The sequence below is a fragment of the Nocardioides dilutus genome, from assembly GCF_054779555.1.
Window position 1 is genome coordinate 1,067,333 of sequence record NZ_BAAGYA010000001.1, and the last position, 17,554, is coordinate 1,084,886.

The following is a 17,554-nucleotide window of genomic DNA, read 5'->3' on the forward strand; positions in this document are numbered from 1 at the left end:
CGCGCACCAGCGTAGATTCCGGAGGCCCCACACGAGGGTGTTTCCGCGCTTCTCGGCCGCGTCGTTTGACGCGTAGGCGAGCATCGAGGCGTGCGTGGACGCGCGGTTCCCCTGCTCGCGGCCGCCGCCCTCTCGATGGTGGCGTGCAGCGGGCCGGCCATTCAGCAGGGGGAACGCGCCGCGCCACCCTCCAGCGCGGAACCCTCCAGTGCGCCACCGTCCAGTGCGCCACCGTCCAGTGCGCCGGCGAGCGAGCTGGCGCCGGAGCGCCCCCCGGCGCCACCCGGAGCGGTGACGGTCGCCGTTGCCGGCGACATCCATTTCGAGGGCGTGCTGCGGGCCCGGTTGGAGGATCCCGCGACGGCCTTGGCGCCGGTGACCGCGGCCCTGGCTGCGGCCGACGTCGCGATCGTCAACCTGGAGACCTCAGTCGGCGAGGGGGGTCGCCCCGAGCCGGGCAAGCGCTATACCTTCCAGGCGCCCGCAGCGGCCCTGGCGGCGCTGGCCGCAGGAGGGGTCGACGTGGCCACCATGGCCAACAACCATGCGCTCGACTTCGGACGCGAGGCGTTGCCGAGCACGTTCGCGGCCATCGACGCCGCCTCGAGGCTCGGCTCTCCCCTCGCGGTCGTGGGGATCGGGCGAAACGCAGGCGAGGCCTTCCGGCCGGCCACCATCGACGTCGGCGGCACGGTGGTCGCCACGATCGGGGCCACGGTCGCAGACGCGGATCCCACGGCGGATCCCACCGGGCACTGGGCAGCGACCACCAGCGTGCCTGGCATTGCCGACGCCATCGACCCCGCGCGGCTGCTGCGTGCGGTCGCCCGCGCGAACGGGTTCGCCGACGTGGTGGTCGTCTACATGCACTGGGGAGTCCAGGGCCAACGATGCCCGAGCGCGGGGCAGCGGTCCCTCGCCGCTCAGCTCGTCGAGCGAGGCGCGGATGTCGTGGTCGGCAGTCACGCCCATCGCCTCCAGGGCGACGGGCCACTCGGGGGCGGCTATGTGGCGTACGGTCTCGGCAACTACGCCTGGTACACCCCGTCGACCGGAGCGGACGCCGACACCGGGGTGCTGACCCTGACCGTGCAGCCGGCGGCGTCCCGACCTGGCAGGGCCACGGTGACCGACGCCGTGTGGGAGCCCGCCCGGATCGGCGCAGACGGTCTGCCGAGGGCGGTGAGCGGGCCACCGGCGGAGGCGTTCAGCGCTGAGCTCGACGAGCTGCGCGCGTGCGCAGGACTCGACGGCTGACCCGACGGCTGAGTCCGTCGAGGGGTCAGCCGGGCGGAGCGGGACGCAGGGCCCGGCGCACGACCTGGGTGACTTCGGGCGTCGACGCGGCAGGCCTCGGGACCAGCAGCACGTTGTACTGCTCGCGGCGCTGCCGATCGCGCAGCACCGGCACCAGGTCGATCCCCTCGAACCAGGCCAGGACGTCGCGGTCCAGCCACTGCCCGTCCCACATGGGTTCGGCCTCGACCTCGACGTAGACGGCCGCCGCCCGACCGAGCGTCGCTGCACTCGCGGGCAGGACCGCGCCGAGGGCCCCCTCCACGTCGATCCAGGCGACCAGCCTGTCGTCGGCGGCGAGCGGGACCGCGTCGTCGAGCCGGACGCCAGGAACCTCGACGGTCACCTGCTCCTCGCTACGCAGGTTGCTGCCCAGGCTCGCCATCCGGTTGACCGGGTCGCGGGCCCGCCCGTCGAAGTCACGGGGGACGTTGAGCGTCACCGGACCGTTCTCGGGGCCGATGGCGAGGTTGAGGTACTCCACCCCGAGGGCAGTGACCTCGTCGCGGTGGTGCGCCCAGACCAGCGGGTTGGCCTCGAAGGCCACCGCCCGGGCGTTCGGCAGCTCGCGAGTGACCCAGCGGCTGAATCCGGCCTCGAAGGCGCCGATCTCGAGGGTGAGCGTCGGGTCTGTCAGCCGGGCGAGAGACCGGAACGCCGTGCGGACCCGGCGCCGGAGCTGTGGCGGCGTGAGCCCGGCCCGATCCGCGTCGCGGAGCGCGGTCTCGAGGACGTCGCTGGGGGTCGGAGGCACCGGGTCAACGCAACCACGCGACGACGATCAGCGCCACCCGCGCGAGCTGATGGGGGTCGATGATCTCCGACCGATCACCCGCTGAGTGGTAGCCCGGGTACGGCGTGCCGCCGAGCCGGACGCCGGGCAGGCCGGCGCGCACGAACGACCAGTGGTCGCTGGAGCGCTGGAACGGGTCGGTGGCGGTGGGGACGCCGACGCGACGCGCCGCCCGGAGCACCCGGGCGTGCTGGGCGTCCGGCTCGGCGGCGCTGCCCACCGGGACCACGTCGCCGACGCCGACCCGGTCCAGGGACAACATGCCGCGCAGGCTGCGTCGCTCGGCAGGGCTGAGTCCAGCCACGTAGGCGCGTGACCCGTAGTGGTGGTCGTCGTCGGAGGGCCCGCGCGGCTCCTCCGAGCCGAACGCGACCAGCACGAGCGGCAGCCGGGTGCGGCGGTCGGCCGTGGCCTCGGCGAGGGCCAGGAGCACGCCGACCCCGGAGGCGTTGTCCTCGGCGCCCGGTGCCTGGGGCACGGTGTCGAGATGAGCGCCCACGACGAGCCACGGCCGGCCCGGCACGACGTCGCCGCGGGTCGCGACCACGTTGACCGAGCGCCCGGCCGGGACCGGCACCCCCCACGAGACACCTGCGGGGGTCTGGAACGGCTGCTGCTCGACCTCCCAGCCGAGCGCGCGCAGCCGTCGTTCCACCCAGGCCGCGGACCGGTGGAAGGCGGGCGAGGTGCCCGGCCGGGGACCGATCACGTCCGCCAGGCGGTGCACGGCACGCATCGCGGTTCGGGGGCGGACGTCGTCAGCGCTCACCCGTTCCGTTTCGGTCTCGGGCTTCGCGGACGATTCGGGTTCTGGCGGCACGGTCGCCACGCTGGTCGGGGTCGGGGACGGGGTGGGTGTCGGGGGTGCGGAGACGTCGGCCGGGTCGTCGGCCGGCGTGCAGCCGACCAGCAGCGCGAGGCAGCCGATCGCCACCGCCGCCCTGGTTCGCACGCGCTCGACGGTAGCCGCGAGAAGAAAGTCCCCGGCTTCGGGAACAGGCAGGGGACGGAGTAGCGTTGAGTCGTGTGAGCAAAGTTGAGTCGACTGAACTCAACTCCCACGGACAACGAACCTGAAGGAGCAACACCATGGCACGAGCCGTCGGCATCGACCTGGGCACGACCAACAGCGTCGTCGCCGTCCTCGAGGGTGGCGAACCCACCGTCATCGCCAACGCCGAGGGCGCCCGCACCACCCCGTCGGTCGTCGCCTTCGCCAAGAACGGTGAGGTGCTGGTCGGCGAGGTCGCCAAGCGCCAGGCCGTCACCAACATCGACCGCACCATCCGGTCGGTCAAGCGGCACATGGGCACCGACTGGAAGCAGCAGATCGACGACAAGTCGTTCACGCCTCAGCAGATCAGCGCCTTCGTGCTCCAAAAGCTCAAGCGCGACGCCGAGGCCTACCTCGGCGAGCCGGTCACGGATGCGGTGATCACCGTCCCGGCCTACTTCTCCGACGCCCAGCGGCAGGCCACCAAGGAGGCCGGTGAGATCGCGGGCCTCAACGTCCAGCGCATCGTCAACGAGCCGACCGCCGCGGCCCTGGCCTACGGTCTCGACAAGGGCGACGGCGACCAGACCATCCTGGTCTTCGACCTCGGTGGCGGCACCTTCGACGTCTCCCTGCTCGAGGTGGGCAAGGACGACGACGGCTTCTCCACGATCGAGGTCAAGGCCACCTCGGGTGACAACAACCTCGGTGGTGACGACTGGGACCAGCGGGTCGTCGACTGGATGGTCAAGAAGTTCAAGGACAACAACGCCGTCGACCTGTCCGCTGACAAGATCGCCAAGCAGCGCCTCCAGGAGGCCGCCGAGAAGGCGAAGATCGAGCTGTCGGCCTCGAGCGAGACCACGGTCCACCTGCCCTACATCACCCACGGCGAGTCCGGCCCGCTGCACTTCGAGGAGAAGCTGACCCGGGCGGAGTTCCAGAAGATGACCGCCGACCTGCTCGACCGGACCCGCGAGCCGTTCAAGGCCGTCCTCAAGGACGGCGGCGTCGCGATCGCCGACATCGACCACGTGGTCCTGGTCGGCGGCTCCACCCGGATGCCCGCCGTGACCGACGTGGTCAAGGAGCTGCTCGGCGGCAAGGAGCCCAACAAGGGCGTCAACCCCGACGAGGTCGTCGCGGTCGGCGCCGCGCTCCAGGCCGGCGTGCTCAAGGGCGAGGTCAAGGACGTCCTGCTCCTCGACGTGACCCCGCTCTCCCTCGGCATCGAGACCAAGGGCGGCGTGATGACCAACCTCATCGAGCGCAACACCACGATCCCGGCCAAGCGCTCGGAGATCTTCACCACCGCCGACGACAACCAGCCGTCGGTGGAGATCAAGGTCGCCCAGGGCGAGCGTCCGATGTGGGCGCAGAACCAGCCACTCGGCAACTTCGAGCTGACCGGGCTGCCGCCGGCGCCGCGCGGCGTCCCGAAGATCGAGGTCACCTTCGACATCGACGCCAACGGCATCGTCCACGTCAGCGCCAAGGACCAGGCCTCGGGCCGCGAGCAGTCGATGACCATCTCCGGTGGCTCGGCGCTCAGCAAGGACGAGATCGACCGGATGGTCAAGGAGGCGGAGCAGTACGCCGCCGAGGACGCGGCGCGCCGCGAGGCGGTCGAGGCCCGCAACCAGGCCGACCAGCTCGTCTACGCGACCGAGAAGTTCCTCGCCGACGAGGGCGACAAGGTCGGCGACGAGCTCAAGGCCGAGGTCCAGACCGACGTCGACGCGCTCAAGGCGACGCTGGAGAAGCCCGAGGCCACGGCCGAGGACCTCAACGCGGCCATCGCCAAGCTGGACGCCTCGCGCCAGAAGATGGGTGCGGCCATGTACGAGGCCGCGGCGGCCGACGCCGCGGCGGCCGGTGGCAGCACCGGAGCCACCGGTGAGGCCGACGACGACGTCGTCGACGCCGAGATCGTCGACGAGGGCCCCGCCGACGGTGACCAGGCGCCCCAGGGTGACCAGGCCGCGGAGGGTGACGAGGCCAAGTGACCGACCCGTTCACCGGTGCCGCCGGTGAGGGGGAGGGGTCCGTCGACAAGACGGATCCCTCCCCCGAGCCGGCAACCGAGCAAGCCGAGACCGGCCAGGACGGGCACGAGGACCTCGCAGTGATCCCCGGCGACGAGGAGGTGCAGCTGACCCTGGCTCGTGCCGAGCTCGCCGAGCGGACCGCCGACCTGCAGCGGGTCCAGGCCGAGTTCCTCAACTACAAGCGCCGGGTCGAGCGCGACCGCGACCTGATCCGCGAGAACGCGACCTACGCCGCGCTCGCGCCGATCACCGAGGTCCTCGACACCATCGATCGGGCCCGGGAGCACGGTGACCTCGACCCGGGCTTCCAGTCGGTGGCCGACCAGCTCGAGCGCATCGTTACCGGGCTCGGGCTGACCAAGTTCGGCGCCGTGGGCGACGCCTTCGACCCGGCGATCCACGACGCGCTCAGCCACATCGGTGAGGACCCCGAGGTCGAGGTCACGACCTGCAAGGTCGTGGCGAAGTCGGGCTATCGGATCGGCGACCGGGTCGTCCGGGCCGCCCAGGTGCTGGTGGTCGACCCCGTGTCCGGCCCGAGCGACTCCCCGGCGGAGTCGCCGGCCGAGGCCACCGAGCCGGCCGAGCCCGTCGAGCCGGCGGGGGACACCCTCGAGGACGTCATCGAGAAGATCGACCAGGAGTAGGGAGGGAGGTGCGCGCATGAGTGAGAGCAAGGACGGCTTCCGGGCCGACTGGGCGCAGAAGGACTTCTACGCCGTGCTCGGCGTCAAGAAGGACGCCGCGGCCGCCGACATCAAGAAGGCCTACCGCAAGCTCGCGCGCGCCAACCACCCCGACTCCAACCCGGGGGACGAGAAGAAGCACGAGACGTTCAAGGCGGTCGCCGAGGCCTATGACGTCGTCGGCGACCCGGAGAAGCGCAAGAAGTACGACGAGATGCGCGCGCTCTACGGCTCCGCCGGTTTCGCGGGAGGGGGCGGCTTCCGGCCCGGAGGGGGCGGGTTCAACCTCGACGACCTGCTGCGTCAGTCCGGTGGGGGCGACCGGGCCGGCGGCGGTGGGCTCGGCGACATGTTCGGCGACCTCTTCGGTGGGGGATTCGGCCGGGGCCGGGCCCAGCAGCAGACCCGCCCGCGCAAGGGCGCCGACGTCGAGACGACCACGACGGTCGGGTTCACCGACGCCATGCAGGGCGTCACCATCTCGCTGCGGCTCAGCTCGGACGCCCCGTGCCCGGACTGCTCCGGCACCGGCGGCAAGCCGGGCACCAAGCCGAGGATCTGTCCCCAGTGCGAGGGCGCCGGGTTCGTGGTCAGCACCGCCGGCGGCGGCTTCTCCTTGCAGGAGACCTGCCCCGGCTGCGGGGGCCGCCAGCTGGTCTACGACGAGGCCTGCCCGACCTGCCTCGGCAGCGGCCGGGGCCTGTCGTCGCGGGCGATCCAGGCCCGCATCCCGGCAGGGGTCAAGGACGGCCAGCGGATCCGGCTGCGCGGCAAGGGCTCGGCCGGCGAGAACGGCGGTCCACCCGGCGACCTCTACGTCACGGTCAAGGTCACGCCGCACCGCATCTTCGGGCGCAAGGGCGACAACCTCACCCTGGACGTGCCCGTCTCCTTCGACGAGGCGGCGCTGGGCGCGGACATCAAGATCCCGACCCTCGGCGGTGCGCCCGTGACCGTGAAGGTCCCTCCCGGCACCCCCAACGGCCGGACCTTCCGGGTCCGTGGCAAGGGCGCCCGCAGGAGCGACGGCACCCACGGCGACCTGCTGGCCACGATCGAGGTCCAGGTGCCCGCGGTCATCGACGCCACCACCCGCGAGGCGATCGAGGCCTACCGCGCCGCGTCCGCCGGGCGCCCCCTGCGCGAGAAGCTCTTCGAGACATGAACTCACGCCGCGCCATGACCGACCACTTCGCCTCAGCAGCTCCGGACGCAGCAGTGTTCGTGATCAGCGTCGCGGCGGAGCTCACCGGCCTGCACCCGCAGACCTTGCGCACCTACGAGCGGATGGGGCTCATCACGCCCGGCCGGACCGGCGGTGGTGGTCGGCGCTACTCGCCGCGCGACATCGAGCTGCTCCGCGAGATCGCGCAGCTGACGTCCTCGGGGATCGGGATCGAAGGGGTGCGCCGCATCCTCGAGCTCGAGAACCGGGTCGCCGCGCTCTCGGCCCGCAACGAGGAGCTGGTCGCCGAGCTGGAGGCCACCCGCGAGGCGCTCCGCCAGGCGGTGTCCAGCCCTCGGGCGACGCCGGGCTCGCGCCTGCCCGCGGTTCCCCAGTCGACCGCGGGCCAGTCGATCGTGGTCTGGCGCCGCGGGCGCTGAGCCCCGGCCGCCTCGTCAGGCCACGGGCAGCGTCAGGGTGAAGACCGCACCGCCGGTCGGTCCGGGCCGGTAGCTGACGCTGCCGCCCTGGGCCTCGGCCAGCGACCGCACGACGTAGAGCCCGAGGCCGGTCCCGTTGGGCACGGAGCCGCTGGGCCGGCTGAACTCCTGGAAGAGCTGGTCCTGGAAGTCGTCTGGCACCCCCTCGCCGGAGTCGATGACCGCGATCCGCAGCCGGGCGTGGTCGATGGGGTCGGGCTCCACCCGCACCACATAGGGCGCCCGCCCGTACTTCAGTGCGTTGCCGACCAGGTTTGCCAGCATCTGCTCCAGCCGCATCGGGTCCGCGAGCACCCGGCGGTCGTCCTCGACCTGGGCGGAGACCGAGACCAGGTGGCGGTCGGAGACGACCAGGTCGATGATCGACAGCGGGTCGACCGGCTGCGGCTCCAGGCGCAGGGTGCCGCGCTGGATCTCGGCCGAGGTCAGCAGGTCCGCGGTGAGGGTGTCGAGCATCCGGGCCTGCCTCGTCACGGAGGCCATCAGCCGCTCCCGCTGGGTCTCGGACATCTCCTGGCCGGCCGTGGTGATCGACTCCGCGATCCCGCAGAGCACGGCCACGGGCCCGCGGATCTCGTGCGCCGCCGTCGCGATCGCCCGGCGCAGGGCGCCGACGTCCTCTGACGAGGAGTCCAGGTAGATGAGCAGTGAGCCGTCGGCACGCCGGAGGCTGGCCTGCATCGGGCTGCCGTCGACGGTCACGTCGAACGCCGCCTCGCCGTCGAGCCGGTTGAACGCGACGAGCGAGGCGAGCTCGGGCGCGATCGCGGCGAGCGGCGTACCGGACCGGGCGCGGTGGCCGAGCAGTCGGTGGGCCACGGGGTTGGCGTGCACCAGGCGGAAGAGCGGCTCGTCGACGACCTCGATCACGCCGAAGGGTGCCAGGGCCAGCGCCTCCCAAGCCGAGACGGCCGGCACGGCGTCGTCCGGAGTGCCGTCGTCCGCGTCGTCGGCGTTGCCGTCGACCTCGTTGCCGTCGACCTCGCTGCCGGCGGTGTCGCTGTCGGCGGTGTCGCTGTCGGGAACCACGGAGAGAACGGGCGCCTGCGGCGGCTCGGGGTCCGGTTCGGTCCGCGACGGCGCCGCGACCGGGTCCGGGGCGTCGACGATGTCCTTGACGTATTCGATGATCCGCTTGAGGGCCATGCCCTTCTGCAGGTAGCCGTCGGCGCCGATGTTCATGGCCTTGTCCGACATCTGGGTTGCGCCGAAGCCGGAGAGGACGACGATCTTGGCCTGGGGCACCAGCCGCCGGATCGTGGGCAGCGCCTCGAGACCGTCCATCACGGGCATCGACAGGTCGAGCAGCACCACGTCGGGCGTCTCGAGCCGGACGCACTCGATACCGGCCAGACCGTCGCCGGCCTCGCCGACGACCTCGAGGCCACCGCGGGTGAGCGCCAGGCGCAGCAGCTCGCGCAGGTCGTAGGTGTCATCGATGATGACGACCCGGAGGGGGCGAGCGCGCTCTGCCATCGGGATCACTGCGGCGCTCGCTCGGGTCGGGCGGCCTCTTGCTGCCCGACGGTCTCAGCGGCCCCGAGAGGGTCGAGCGTCTGGTCCGGCGCCCCGCCGGCCGCGGCGGGGAGGGTGCGGAGCAGGTCGAGCGAGGCGTGGGAGGAGCCGAGCAGGTCGGTGATGATCCGGCTCGCCGACTGGATGGAGGCGGTGAGCGCCTCGTTGGCCCGCCGCGGCTGGTCGAGGTCGAGGGCCATCTTGGCGACGACGAGACCCTGCAGGACCGCGTCGTTGAGCTCGAGGGCCTGCTGCTCGCGCTCGCGGAGGTCCTGGAAGAGCTGCGCACCCTGCATCAACGGTGAGTAGTGGCGGCGCAGGGTCCAGTAGTAGACGCCGACGACCGCGCCCACGACGTCCCAGATGGCCAGCGGCCACCCCCACGCGGTGCGCATCGCCAGTCCCTGGGTGTCGCCCAGGCCGAACGACGGCAGCAGCATGTGGACCGAGTGCGCACCGTGGTGGACCGCGCAGCTGAAGAAGATCGCGGCCGTTGCGGCCCCCAGCGGGTTGATCCTGAGCTGGCCGGTACGCGCCAGCGGCGTCACGATCGAGATGGAGATGGCCAGGTAGGCCGCCATGATGACGCTGTTGGCCACGAGACCGATCTGCCAGGTCATGACCTGCCTCCCTAGCCGCCGAGTCCGCTGACCGAGAGCGCCGCGAGCAGCGCCGCCGACCCGATGGCCAGGACCACGACCCGCTCGTCCCAGCGGTGCCAGGCCGCCAGGCGCTCCGGCGTCCGGGCGCTGCCGAGCAGGCGGACGCAGGCCGCGACCACCACGCCCTGCCAGGCGACGCAGGCGAGGTCCCAGGGGCCGACCGCCTCGCCGTCGGGGGGCAGGACCGGTAGCCCGTAGTGGATGCCGTGCGCGAGTGCGAAGTCAGTCACCCCAACCTCCTCCCGAGCGCATGGCTGCTCGCCCGGACCGGACCGGGGCGCGTTCAGCAGGGTAGGGGCGTGCTCACCTGCGCGTTTTCGGGACGGGCGACTTGTCACCGAACTGTGGATAACCCAAAGTTGAGTGGAATGGACTCAAGTTTGCCGATGTTGTCGTAGTGACATCCTTCTGACCCACCACACCGTGCAGGAGACCCGCCCATGAGCCAGTTCGGCGCCGAGAAGTTCACCACCCGCAGCCGCGCGGCGATCGAGGCCGCGCAGCTCGCCGCGACGACCGCGGGCAACACCGCTACCGAGCCGATCCACGTGCTCGTGGCACTGCTCAAGGACGCCGACGGCACCGCGGGGACCCTGGTCACCAAGGCCGGCGTCGACCCGCGCACCCTGACTGCGCAGGCCGAGGCGGTGCAGGCGGCGCTGCCGCGGGCGAGTGGCGCGACGGTCCAGCAGCCCGGCGCCTCCTCGGCGCTGACCCGGGTGCTGGCCAAGGCCCTGGAGCTCGCGTCCTCGATGCAGGACGACTACGTCGCCAGCGAGCACCTGCTCATCGCCGTCGCCGCGGTGGAGAGCCCGGCGCAGAAGGTGCTGACCGACGCAGGGCTGACCGAAGCGGGACTCCGCGAGGGCCTGACCGCCGTGCGCGGCAACCGGCGGGTGACCTCCCAGGACGCCGAGTCGACCTACGAGGCGCTGGAGAAGTACAGCGTCGACCTCACCGCGGCCGCCGAGGACGGGCGGCTCGACCCCGTGATCGGCCGCGACGCGGAGATCCGGCGTGTCATCCAGGTGCTGTCGCGGCGTACCAAGAACAACCCCGTGCTCATCGGCGAGCCCGGCGTCGGCAAGACCGCCGTGGTCGAGGGGCTCGCCCAGCGGGTCGTGGCCGGCGACGTGCCCGACTCGCTGAAGGGCCGGCGGGTCCTGTCGCTCGACCTGGCTGCGATGGTCGCCGGGGCGAAGTACCGCGGCGAGTTCGAGGAGCGGCTCAAGGCCGTGCTCGAGGAGATCAAGGACGCCGGGGGCCAGATCATCACGTTCATCGACGAGCTGCACACCGTCGTCGGTGCCGGTGCCGGCGGCGACTCCGCGATGGACGCGGGCAACATGCTCAAGCCGATGCTGGCCCGCGGCGAGCTCCACATGATCGGCGCGACCACGCTCGACGAGTACCGCGAGCGGATCGAGAAGGACCCGGCCCTCGAGCGCCGCTTCCAGCAGGTGTTCGTGGGGGAGCCCAGCGTCGAGGACACCATCCAGATCCTGCGCGGCATCCAGGAGAAGTACGAGGCCCACCACGGCGTCCGGATCACCGACGCCGCCCTGGTCGCCGCCGCGACACTGTCCGACCGCTACATCACCGGCCGGCAGCTGCCCGACAAGGCCATCGACCTGATCGACGAGGCGGCGTCCCGGCTGCGGATGGAGATCGAGTCCTCGCCCGAGGAGATCGACCAGCTCCGCCGCCACGTCGACCGGCTCCGGATGGAGGAGTTCGCGCTCGAGAAGGAAACCGACGAGGCCAGCCTGGACCGGCTCGAGAAGATGCGGGCCGACCTCGCCGATCGTGAGGAGGAGCTGCGCGCGCTCGAGGCCAGGTGGGAGCGGGAGCGCGCCGCCCTGGAGGGCGAGGGCGACCTGCGCCGCCAGCTCGACCAGCTGCGCAGCGAGGCCGACCGGCTCTACCGCGAGAGCGCGGTGCTGCCCGAGGGGCAGGAGAAGTACGCCCTCCTCGAGCAGCGCTACGAGACCGAGAAGCAGATCAGCGGCCTGCAGGAGCGGATCGAGAGGGCCGAGAAGGCCGAGGACCCCGCGAGCGAGCCGCTGGTCGGCGAGGAGGTGGGCGCCGAGCAGATCGCCGACGTGGTCGAGGCCTGGACCGGCATCCCCACGGGCCGGCTGCTGGAGGGCGAGACCGCCAAGCTGCTGCGGATGGAGGAGGTCATCGGCGAGCGGTTGATCGGCCAGAAGGAGGCCGTCACCTCGGTCAGCGACGCCGTGCGCCGCTCCCGCGCCGGCATCTCCGACCCCAACCGGCCCACCGGCTCCTTCCTGTTCCTCGGCCCGACCGGCACCGGCAAGACCGAGCTGGCCAAGGCGCTCGCCGACTTCCTGTTCGACGACGAGCGGGCCATCGTCCGGATCGACATGAGCGAGTACTCCGAGAAGCACTCGGTGGCCCGCCTGGTCGGGGCGCCCCCCGGCTACGTCGGCTACGAGGAGGGTGGCCAGCTGACCGAGGCGGTCCGCCGCCGGCCCTATTCGGTGGTGCTGCTCGACGAGGTCGAGAAGGCGCATCCGGAGGTCTTCGACATCCTGCTGCAGGTGCTCGACGACGGCCGGCTGACCGACGGCCAGGGGCGCACGGTCGATTTCCGCAACACCCTGCTGGTGCTCACCAGCAACCTGGGCTCGGCCTACCTGGTCGACCCGGCGCTGGACGCGGAGAAGAAGAAGGAGTCCGTGCTCGCCATGGTGCGCGCCTCCTTCAAGCCGGAGTTCCTCAACCGGCTGGACGAGATCGTGCTGTTCGACGCCCTCACCAAGGAGGAGCTGGCCAAGATCGTCGACCTCCAGCTCGCCCTGCTCGAGCAGCGGCTCGCGGTCCGGCGGATCACCATCACCGTCACCGACGCAGCCCGCGACTGGCTCGCCGAGACCGGCTACGACCCGGCGTACGGCGCCCGCCCGCTCCGCCGGCTCATCCAGTCCGCGATCGGCGACCCGTTGTCAAAGCTGCTCATCTCCGGCGAGGTCGTCGACGGCGGCTCCGTGACCGTGGACAAGGACGAGGACGGCCTCACCCTGCGGACCTGACCAGCCGCCAGGGAGAATGGGTGACGTGCCCCAGACGACCACGCCCCGACCGGCCCAGGTGACCATCGCCGCCTGGCTGGTCATGGCCGGGTCGGTGTTCGTGGTGCTGACCGCGTTCGACCAGATCGCTGGGCTGCGCTCGCTGGAGACCCGGGAGGCCGTGGAGGAGTTCCTCAGCAAGCCGCCGGGGGACAGCCTGGGCCTCGGCGTCCAGGGGATGCTCAGCGTGATGCGCGTGCTGACCATGGTCACGGCGGCGTGTGCCACCGCGGCGGCGATCCTGGGCTTCCACGTCCTGCGCCGGTCCCGGTCGGCGCGGCTCGTGCTCACCCTGCTGGCGGTGCCGCTGTTCCTGGCCGGGATGGTCGTCGGCGGCTTCCTGCCCGCGGTGATCGTCGGCTCGATCACCATGCTCTGGTTCCAGCCGGCCCGGGACTGGATCGACGGCAAGGCGCCGCGCCCCGTCACCCCACCGCCACCGCCGGCGTCTTCCCCGGCGCCCACCCCTCCGATGGAGGCGCCGCCGAGGGCGGCACCGCCCGCGACCTCGGACGGCCCACGCGCCTACCCAGGCTTCGGCGAGACTCCGGGGGTCCCTCCGCCGGGTGCGATGACTTACACCGCCCACCCGCAGCATCCCGCCGCACCGGCGCGCCCGGCCGCGCTGATGTGGGCCTGCGCGCTGGCCTGGGCCGGCTCCGCGGTCGTGTTCATCGTGATGCTCGTCAGCGTCGCGGTGGTCCTCGCCGCGCCCGACATGCTCGTCGACGAGCTCTACCGGCAGAACCCCGAGCTGCGCTCGGACGGCATAACGCCGGCGACGCTGCGGTCCACGGTGCTCTTCGCCGGGAGCCTGCTGGTCGTCTGGTCGGTCGTCGCGTCGGTGCTCGCGGCCTACGCCTGGCGCGGTCGTTCGTGGGCCTGGACCGCCTTGGTGGTCTCGGCGTGCTCCGCTTCGGTGCTCTGCCTGCTCGCCGCCCTCGGCAGCCCGGCGATGCTGGTGCCGCTCATGCTGTGCGCGGCCACCATCCCGCTGCTGCTGCGTCCCGAGGTGCGTGCGTTCATCCGGGGTTCGAGCCACGCCCGCTAGCTGAAGCCGCCCGAGCCCTGGCCGACCGGTCGCACGGCGGCTCGGGGCCGATCGGCAGGCCCGGGAAGGCGCGGTCGACGGTCAACAGCGGTCGAGGGGGTGGATCGATTCCCTTGAACGGGGGCAGCGGCTGGATCTGGCGGTCTCCTGCGGCGTCGGTCCAGACAAGGGCGATCACCGAGCGACCGAGAGTGTCGACGACCCACGTCTCGCGGCGGCGGAGCCCGCAGCGGGTGCAGACTTCCTTGACCCACCGGTGGGCGCGCCTGGTGTTCATGGGTTCGTCACCGGAGGCACACCCCGGCACGGTAGGTAGCGCCGGGGACAGCAGGGCGTCCGTCAAGCCGCCGCGGTCTGAACGTTTCCGCGCCGCGGGCTGAACGCAGGTTGAACGGGTCCGGGTCAGCGGGTGCGGCGGAGCAACTGCCGGAGCGCAGACAAGCCGAACCGCTCCTCGGCGTAGACGGCACCGGCGGCGGTGAGGCCCGAGACGACGGCTACCGCGGCCACGATGCGCAGCTGCGTGGTGGGCATGGGTCCAGCGCACCAGTCTCCGATGAACGCACGGACCCGTCTGCATGACGAGGGGCGGTCGGTCCTCCGTCTGTCCGGAGCGCCCGGACCGTGTGGTTCAGTTCTGCCATGAGCGACCCGAGCACGCCCGGCAACCCCTACGGCGAGCCCGCGAACCCCTACGGCCAGCCTGCCCTGCCCGCCCAGCAGCCGGCGTACGGGCAGCCCCCGGCCTACGGGCAACCCCCGGCCTACGGGCAGCCCGGCGCCTGGCAGCCGTTGCCGCCGGACCCCGATGCCGACAAGCGGCCGGGCACGGTGACCGCGGCCGCGGTGCTGACGATGGTCTTCGCGGGCCTCACCGCCGCGCTCTTCACCTTCGCGATGGTCGGGCTCATCGTGGAGCGGGACGCCTTCCTCGAGGAGCTCGACAACGAGCCGGGCCTGGAGGACGTGAGCCCGGACGACCTGTTCGCGGTGATGATGATCGTGCTCGGCGTGTTCCTGGTGTGGTCGCTGGTCGCGATCATCCTGGCCATCCTGGCCATGCGCCGGTCCAACGTCGCACGCATCCTGCTGATCATCTCCGCGGCGATGAGTGCCCTGTTCAGCCTGCTGGCCATCATGTCCGCGGTCAGCGCGGCCACGCTGATCGCCGGGATCTCGGTGGTGGTCATGCTGCTCTCGAGCAGTGCCCGCGACTGGTTCGCGCGCAAGAACGCGCCACCGCAGATGCCGATGGGCATGACCCAGCCCTGGGGCTAGAGCGGGTCAGGCGCTGAGGTCCGCCCGCGCCAGGCGGTCGATCCCCTCGCCGATGAGCTCGGGGGTCTTGCAGAAGGCCCAGCGCACCAGGTGTCGCCCCGGCCCGCGCTGGTCGTCGTGGAAGACCTGGCTCGGGATCGCCACCACCCCGGCGCGGTCGGGCAGTGCCCGGCAGAACGCCAACCCGTCGTCCCAGCCGAGGGCGGACACGTCGGTGGTCGCGAAGTAGGTGCCGTCCGGGACGACGACCTCGATCCCGTCGATCGCGGCGAGACCGTCGCAGAGCAGGTCACGGCGCACCCGGAGGTCGCGGGCGAGCTCGGCCGGCCAGTCTGGGAGCTCGTCGAGGGCGAGGGCGACGGCCGGCTGGAGGGGTGCTCCCGACGTGAAGGTGAGCCACTGCTTGGCGGCGAGCACGGCGCCCACGAGGTCGGCGGGACCCGTGGCCCACCCGACCTTCCAGCCGGTGAACGAGTAGGACTTGCCGGCGCTGGAGAGCGTGAGCGTCCGCTCGGCCATGCCGGGCAGCGTCGCGATGGGCACGTGCTCCACGCCGTACACGAGGTGCTCGTAGACCTCGTCGGTGATCACCACGAGGTCGTGCTCGATAGCCACCTCGGCCACCCCGCGCAGCTCCTCGGTCGTGAGCACGGTGCCGGTCGGGTTGTGCGGCGAGTTGAGCAGCACGAAGCGCGTGGCCGAAGAGACGGCGGCCCGCAGCTCGTCGAGGTCCAGCCGGAAGTCGGGAGCCCGCAGCGTCACCGGCCGGCGCACCCCACCGGCCATCTGGATCATCGCGACGTAGCTGTCGTAGTAGGGCTCGAGCACGATGACCTCGTCGCCCGGGTCCACCAGCCCGAGCAGCGCCGCGGCGATGGCCTCCGTGCAGCCGGTGGTGACGACCACCTGGTCGTCCGGGTCGAGCTCGATCCCGTAGTGCCGCAGCTGGTGCCGCGCCACGGCCTGCCGCAGCTCGGGTACGCCGGGCCCGGGCGCGTACTGGTTGTGCCCGGTCTGCAGCGCGCTGACCGCCCGGGCGATCACCTCCGGCGGGCCGTCGACGTCGGGGAAGCCCTGCCCGAGGTTGACCGACTGGGTCCGCACCGCCAGCGCCGACATCTGCGTGAAGATCGTCGGCGGGATGCCCTGCAGCCGTGCGGACAAAGGGGCCGAGAGTCGCGACATGCCTTCACCGTAGGGTCTGCTCCGTGACCGCGGATCCCACGCTCGCTGCCGACGTCGATGCCTGCTGCCGGCTCTCCGGCACCTTCACCCTCCGCTCCGGCCAGGTGAGCTCGGAGTACTTCGACAAGTACCTCTTCGAGTCCGACCCCGCCCTGCTGGCGCGGGTGGCCGCCCAGATGGTGCCCCTGCTGCCCGAGGACACCGAGCTGCTCGGCGGGCTCGAGCTCGGCGGTGTCCCGATCGCGACGATCGTGTCGTCCCTCAGTGGCCACCGGACGCTGTTCGTCCGCAAGCAGGCCAAGACCTACGGCACGTGCAAGCTGGCTGAGGGCCCGCCGGTCGAGGGCCGCCGCGTGACCCTGGTCGAGGACGTCATCACGACTGGCGGGGCCGTCCGGGACGCGACCAACGCCCTGCGTGCGGCTGGAGCCGTGGTCGAGGTCGTCGTCTGCGCGATCGACCGGAGCCCGGAGGGCGAGAACCCGCTGGCCGACGTGGGCCTCGAGGTCCGGCCCGTGCTGACCAAGGCCGACCTGGACGCGGCGCGCGGCTAGACCTGGTCGGTCGCGTCGGCGGTCCCGGCCGCCGACGACCGGCCCTGGCGCCGGTGCTTCCACATCTCGTAGCCGATCGGGATGACCGAGAAGAGCAGGATGGCGACCACCGCGTAGTCGATGTTCTGGCCGAGCGCCGGGAAGGTCTGGCCCAGGAAGAACCCGAGCAGCGTGATCGACAGGACCCAGAGCAGGGCCCCGATCGCGCTCCAGACGAAGAACCGACGGCGCTCCATCATCGTCACGCCGGCGACGACCGTGATGTAGGTGCGCACGAACGGGACGAACCGGCCGATGACCAGGGCCTTGTTGCCATGCTTGTCGAAGAACGCGTGGGTCTGGTCGAGGTACTTCCGCTTCATGATCCGGCCGTCCCGCTCGTAGAGCGGCGGGCCGATCTTGCGGCCGATCTCGTAGCCGACGACGTTGCCCAGGAAGGCGGCCACCAGCAGCATCGACATGGCGACGGTCAGGCCGAGCGCCTTGTGGTCGACGCCGAGGACCTTGTAGTCACCGCCGGCGATGAAGAGGCCCAGGGCGAACAGCAGCGTGTCGCCGGGCAGGAACGGGAAGAACAGACCGCACTCGACGAACACGATGGCGAGGCTGACCCAGATGAACGCGCCGCCGAACTCGGCCAGCAGCCAGTCGGGGTCGAGGTAGTCGATACCGAGGAGAAGGGGCTGCAGTTCCCCGGCCAGGCTCACCGCGTCAGCGTAACGGCCGGTTCCA

At 71.8% G+C, this 17,554-nt stretch carries 17 protein-coding genes; 9 read left to right on the top strand and 8 right to left on the bottom strand.

Annotation, left to right across the window (positions count from 1 at the left end):
* Positions 1-90: 90 nt before the first annotated feature.
* Positions 91-1,257, top strand: a complete 1,167-nt coding sequence (locus ACYVC6_RS05235; protein WP_460711680.1) for a CapA family protein — start codon at positions 91-93, stop codon at positions 1,255-1,257.
* A gap of 25 nt (positions 1,258-1,282) precedes the next feature.
* Here the strand turns inward: ACYVC6_RS05235 and ACYVC6_RS05240 are convergent, their stop codons facing one another.
* Both ACYVC6_RS05240 and ACYVC6_RS05245 read right to left on the bottom strand, forming a co-directional pair.
* Positions 1,283-2,050: an FkbM family methyltransferase gene (locus ACYVC6_RS05240; protein WP_460711682.1), complete on the bottom strand. Its 768-nt coding sequence runs from the start codon at positions 2,048-2,050 to the stop codon at positions 1,283-1,285.
* Positions 2,051-2,054: 4 nt separating this feature from the next.
* The gene (locus ACYVC6_RS05245; RefSeq protein ID WP_460711684.1) at positions 2,055-3,041 is read right to left on the bottom strand and encodes a M28 family metallopeptidase; all 987 of its coding nucleotides are present in this window, start codon (positions 3,039-3,041) and stop codon (positions 2,055-2,057) included.
* 137 nt (positions 3,042-3,178) lie between these two features.
* Between ACYVC6_RS05245 and dnaK the strand changes: the two genes are divergently transcribed.
* Genes dnaK through ACYVC6_RS05265 form a run of 4 tightly spaced genes read left to right on the top strand, consistent with a single transcriptional unit; the run spans position 3,179 to position 7,422 of the window.
* On the top strand, positions 3,179-5,089 hold the full coding sequence (dnaK, locus tag ACYVC6_RS05250; protein ID WP_460711686.1) for a molecular chaperone DnaK: 1,911 nt from the start codon (positions 3,179-3,181) through the stop codon (positions 5,087-5,089).
* The gene (gene grpE, locus ACYVC6_RS05255; RefSeq protein WP_460711688.1) at positions 5,086-5,778 is read left to right on the top strand and encodes a nucleotide exchange factor GrpE; all 693 of its coding nucleotides are present in this window, start codon (positions 5,086-5,088) and stop codon (positions 5,776-5,778) included. Before dnaK ends, grpE begins: the two co-directional genes overlap by 4 nt.
* A gap of 16 nt (positions 5,779-5,794) precedes the next feature.
* A complete protein-coding gene (gene dnaJ / locus ACYVC6_RS05260; RefSeq protein WP_460711690.1) occupies positions 5,795-6,982 on the top strand; it encodes a molecular chaperone DnaJ in 1,188 nt (395 codons plus the stop codon).
* On the top strand, positions 6,979-7,422 hold the full coding sequence (locus ACYVC6_RS05265) for a heat shock protein transcriptional repressor HspR (protein ID WP_460711692.1): 444 nt from the start codon (positions 6,979-6,981) through the stop codon (positions 7,420-7,422). The genes dnaJ and ACYVC6_RS05265 overlap by 4 nt, the downstream gene beginning before the upstream one ends.
* 15 nt (positions 7,423-7,437) lie before the next feature.
* Here the strand turns inward: ACYVC6_RS05265 and ACYVC6_RS05270 are convergent, their stop codons facing one another.
* The 3 genes from ACYVC6_RS05270 to ACYVC6_RS05280 are packed head-to-tail and all read right to left on the bottom strand — an operon-like array spanning position 7,438 to position 9,889.
* On the bottom strand, positions 7,438-8,958 hold the full coding sequence (locus ACYVC6_RS05270) for a response regulator (RefSeq protein ID WP_460711694.1): 1,521 nt from the start codon (positions 8,956-8,958) through the stop codon (positions 7,438-7,440).
* 5 nt (positions 8,959-8,963) lie between these two features.
* Positions 8,964-9,617, bottom strand: coding sequence for a hypothetical protein (locus ACYVC6_RS05275; RefSeq protein ID WP_460711696.1), 654 nt, complete (start codon positions 9,615-9,617; stop codon positions 8,964-8,966).
* A gap of 11 nt (positions 9,618-9,628) precedes the next feature.
* Positions 9,629-9,889, bottom strand: a complete 261-nt coding sequence (locus ACYVC6_RS05280; protein WP_460711698.1) for a hypothetical protein — start codon at positions 9,887-9,889, stop codon at positions 9,629-9,631.
* A 210-nt stretch (positions 9,890-10,099) separates the two neighbouring features.
* On the opposite strand from ACYVC6_RS05280, the gene clpB reads away from it, so the two are divergent.
* Positions 10,100-12,715: an ATP-dependent chaperone ClpB gene (gene clpB / locus ACYVC6_RS05285; RefSeq protein ID WP_460711700.1), complete on the top strand. Its 2,616-nt coding sequence runs from the start codon at positions 10,100-10,102 to the stop codon at positions 12,713-12,715.
* Between the two features lie 25 nt (positions 12,716-12,740).
* Positions 12,741-13,805, top strand: coding sequence for a hypothetical protein (locus ACYVC6_RS05290; protein WP_460711702.1), 1,065 nt, complete (start codon positions 12,741-12,743; stop codon positions 13,803-13,805).
* Positions 13,806-14,207: 402 nt separating this feature from the next.
* Here the strand turns inward: ACYVC6_RS05290 and ACYVC6_RS05295 are convergent, their stop codons facing one another.
* On the bottom strand, positions 14,208-14,339 hold the full coding sequence (locus ACYVC6_RS05295; RefSeq protein ID WP_460711704.1) for a hypothetical protein: 132 nt from the start codon (positions 14,337-14,339) through the stop codon (positions 14,208-14,210).
* Positions 14,340-14,447: 108 nt separating this feature from the next.
* On the opposite strand from ACYVC6_RS05295, the gene ACYVC6_RS05300 reads away from it, so the two are divergent.
* The gene (locus ACYVC6_RS05300) at positions 14,448-15,083 is read left to right on the top strand and encodes a DUF4064 domain-containing protein (RefSeq protein ID WP_460711706.1); all 636 of its coding nucleotides are present in this window, start codon (positions 14,448-14,450) and stop codon (positions 15,081-15,083) included.
* A 6-nt stretch (positions 15,084-15,089) separates the two neighbouring features.
* On the opposite strand, the gene ACYVC6_RS05305 is transcribed toward ACYVC6_RS05300, so the two are convergent.
* Positions 15,090-16,268: a pyridoxal phosphate-dependent aminotransferase gene (locus ACYVC6_RS05305; RefSeq protein ID WP_460711708.1), complete on the bottom strand. Its 1,179-nt coding sequence runs from the start codon at positions 16,266-16,268 to the stop codon at positions 15,090-15,092.
* 23 nt (positions 16,269-16,291) lie between these two features.
* Here ACYVC6_RS05305 and pyrE point away from each other — a divergent pair, with 23 nt between their 5' ends.
* Complete coding sequence (gene pyrE, locus ACYVC6_RS05310) at positions 16,292-16,822, top strand: orotate phosphoribosyltransferase (RefSeq protein WP_460711710.1); 531 nt, start codon at positions 16,292-16,294, stop codon at positions 16,820-16,822.
* Here pyrE and ACYVC6_RS05315 read toward each other — a convergent pair.
* A complete protein-coding gene (locus tag ACYVC6_RS05315; RefSeq protein ID WP_460711712.1) occupies positions 16,819-17,529 on the bottom strand; it encodes a DedA family protein in 711 nt (236 codons plus the stop codon). The two genes, pyrE and ACYVC6_RS05315, sit on opposite strands and share 4 nt — an antisense overlap.
* Positions 17,530-17,554: the final 25 nt, after the last annotated feature.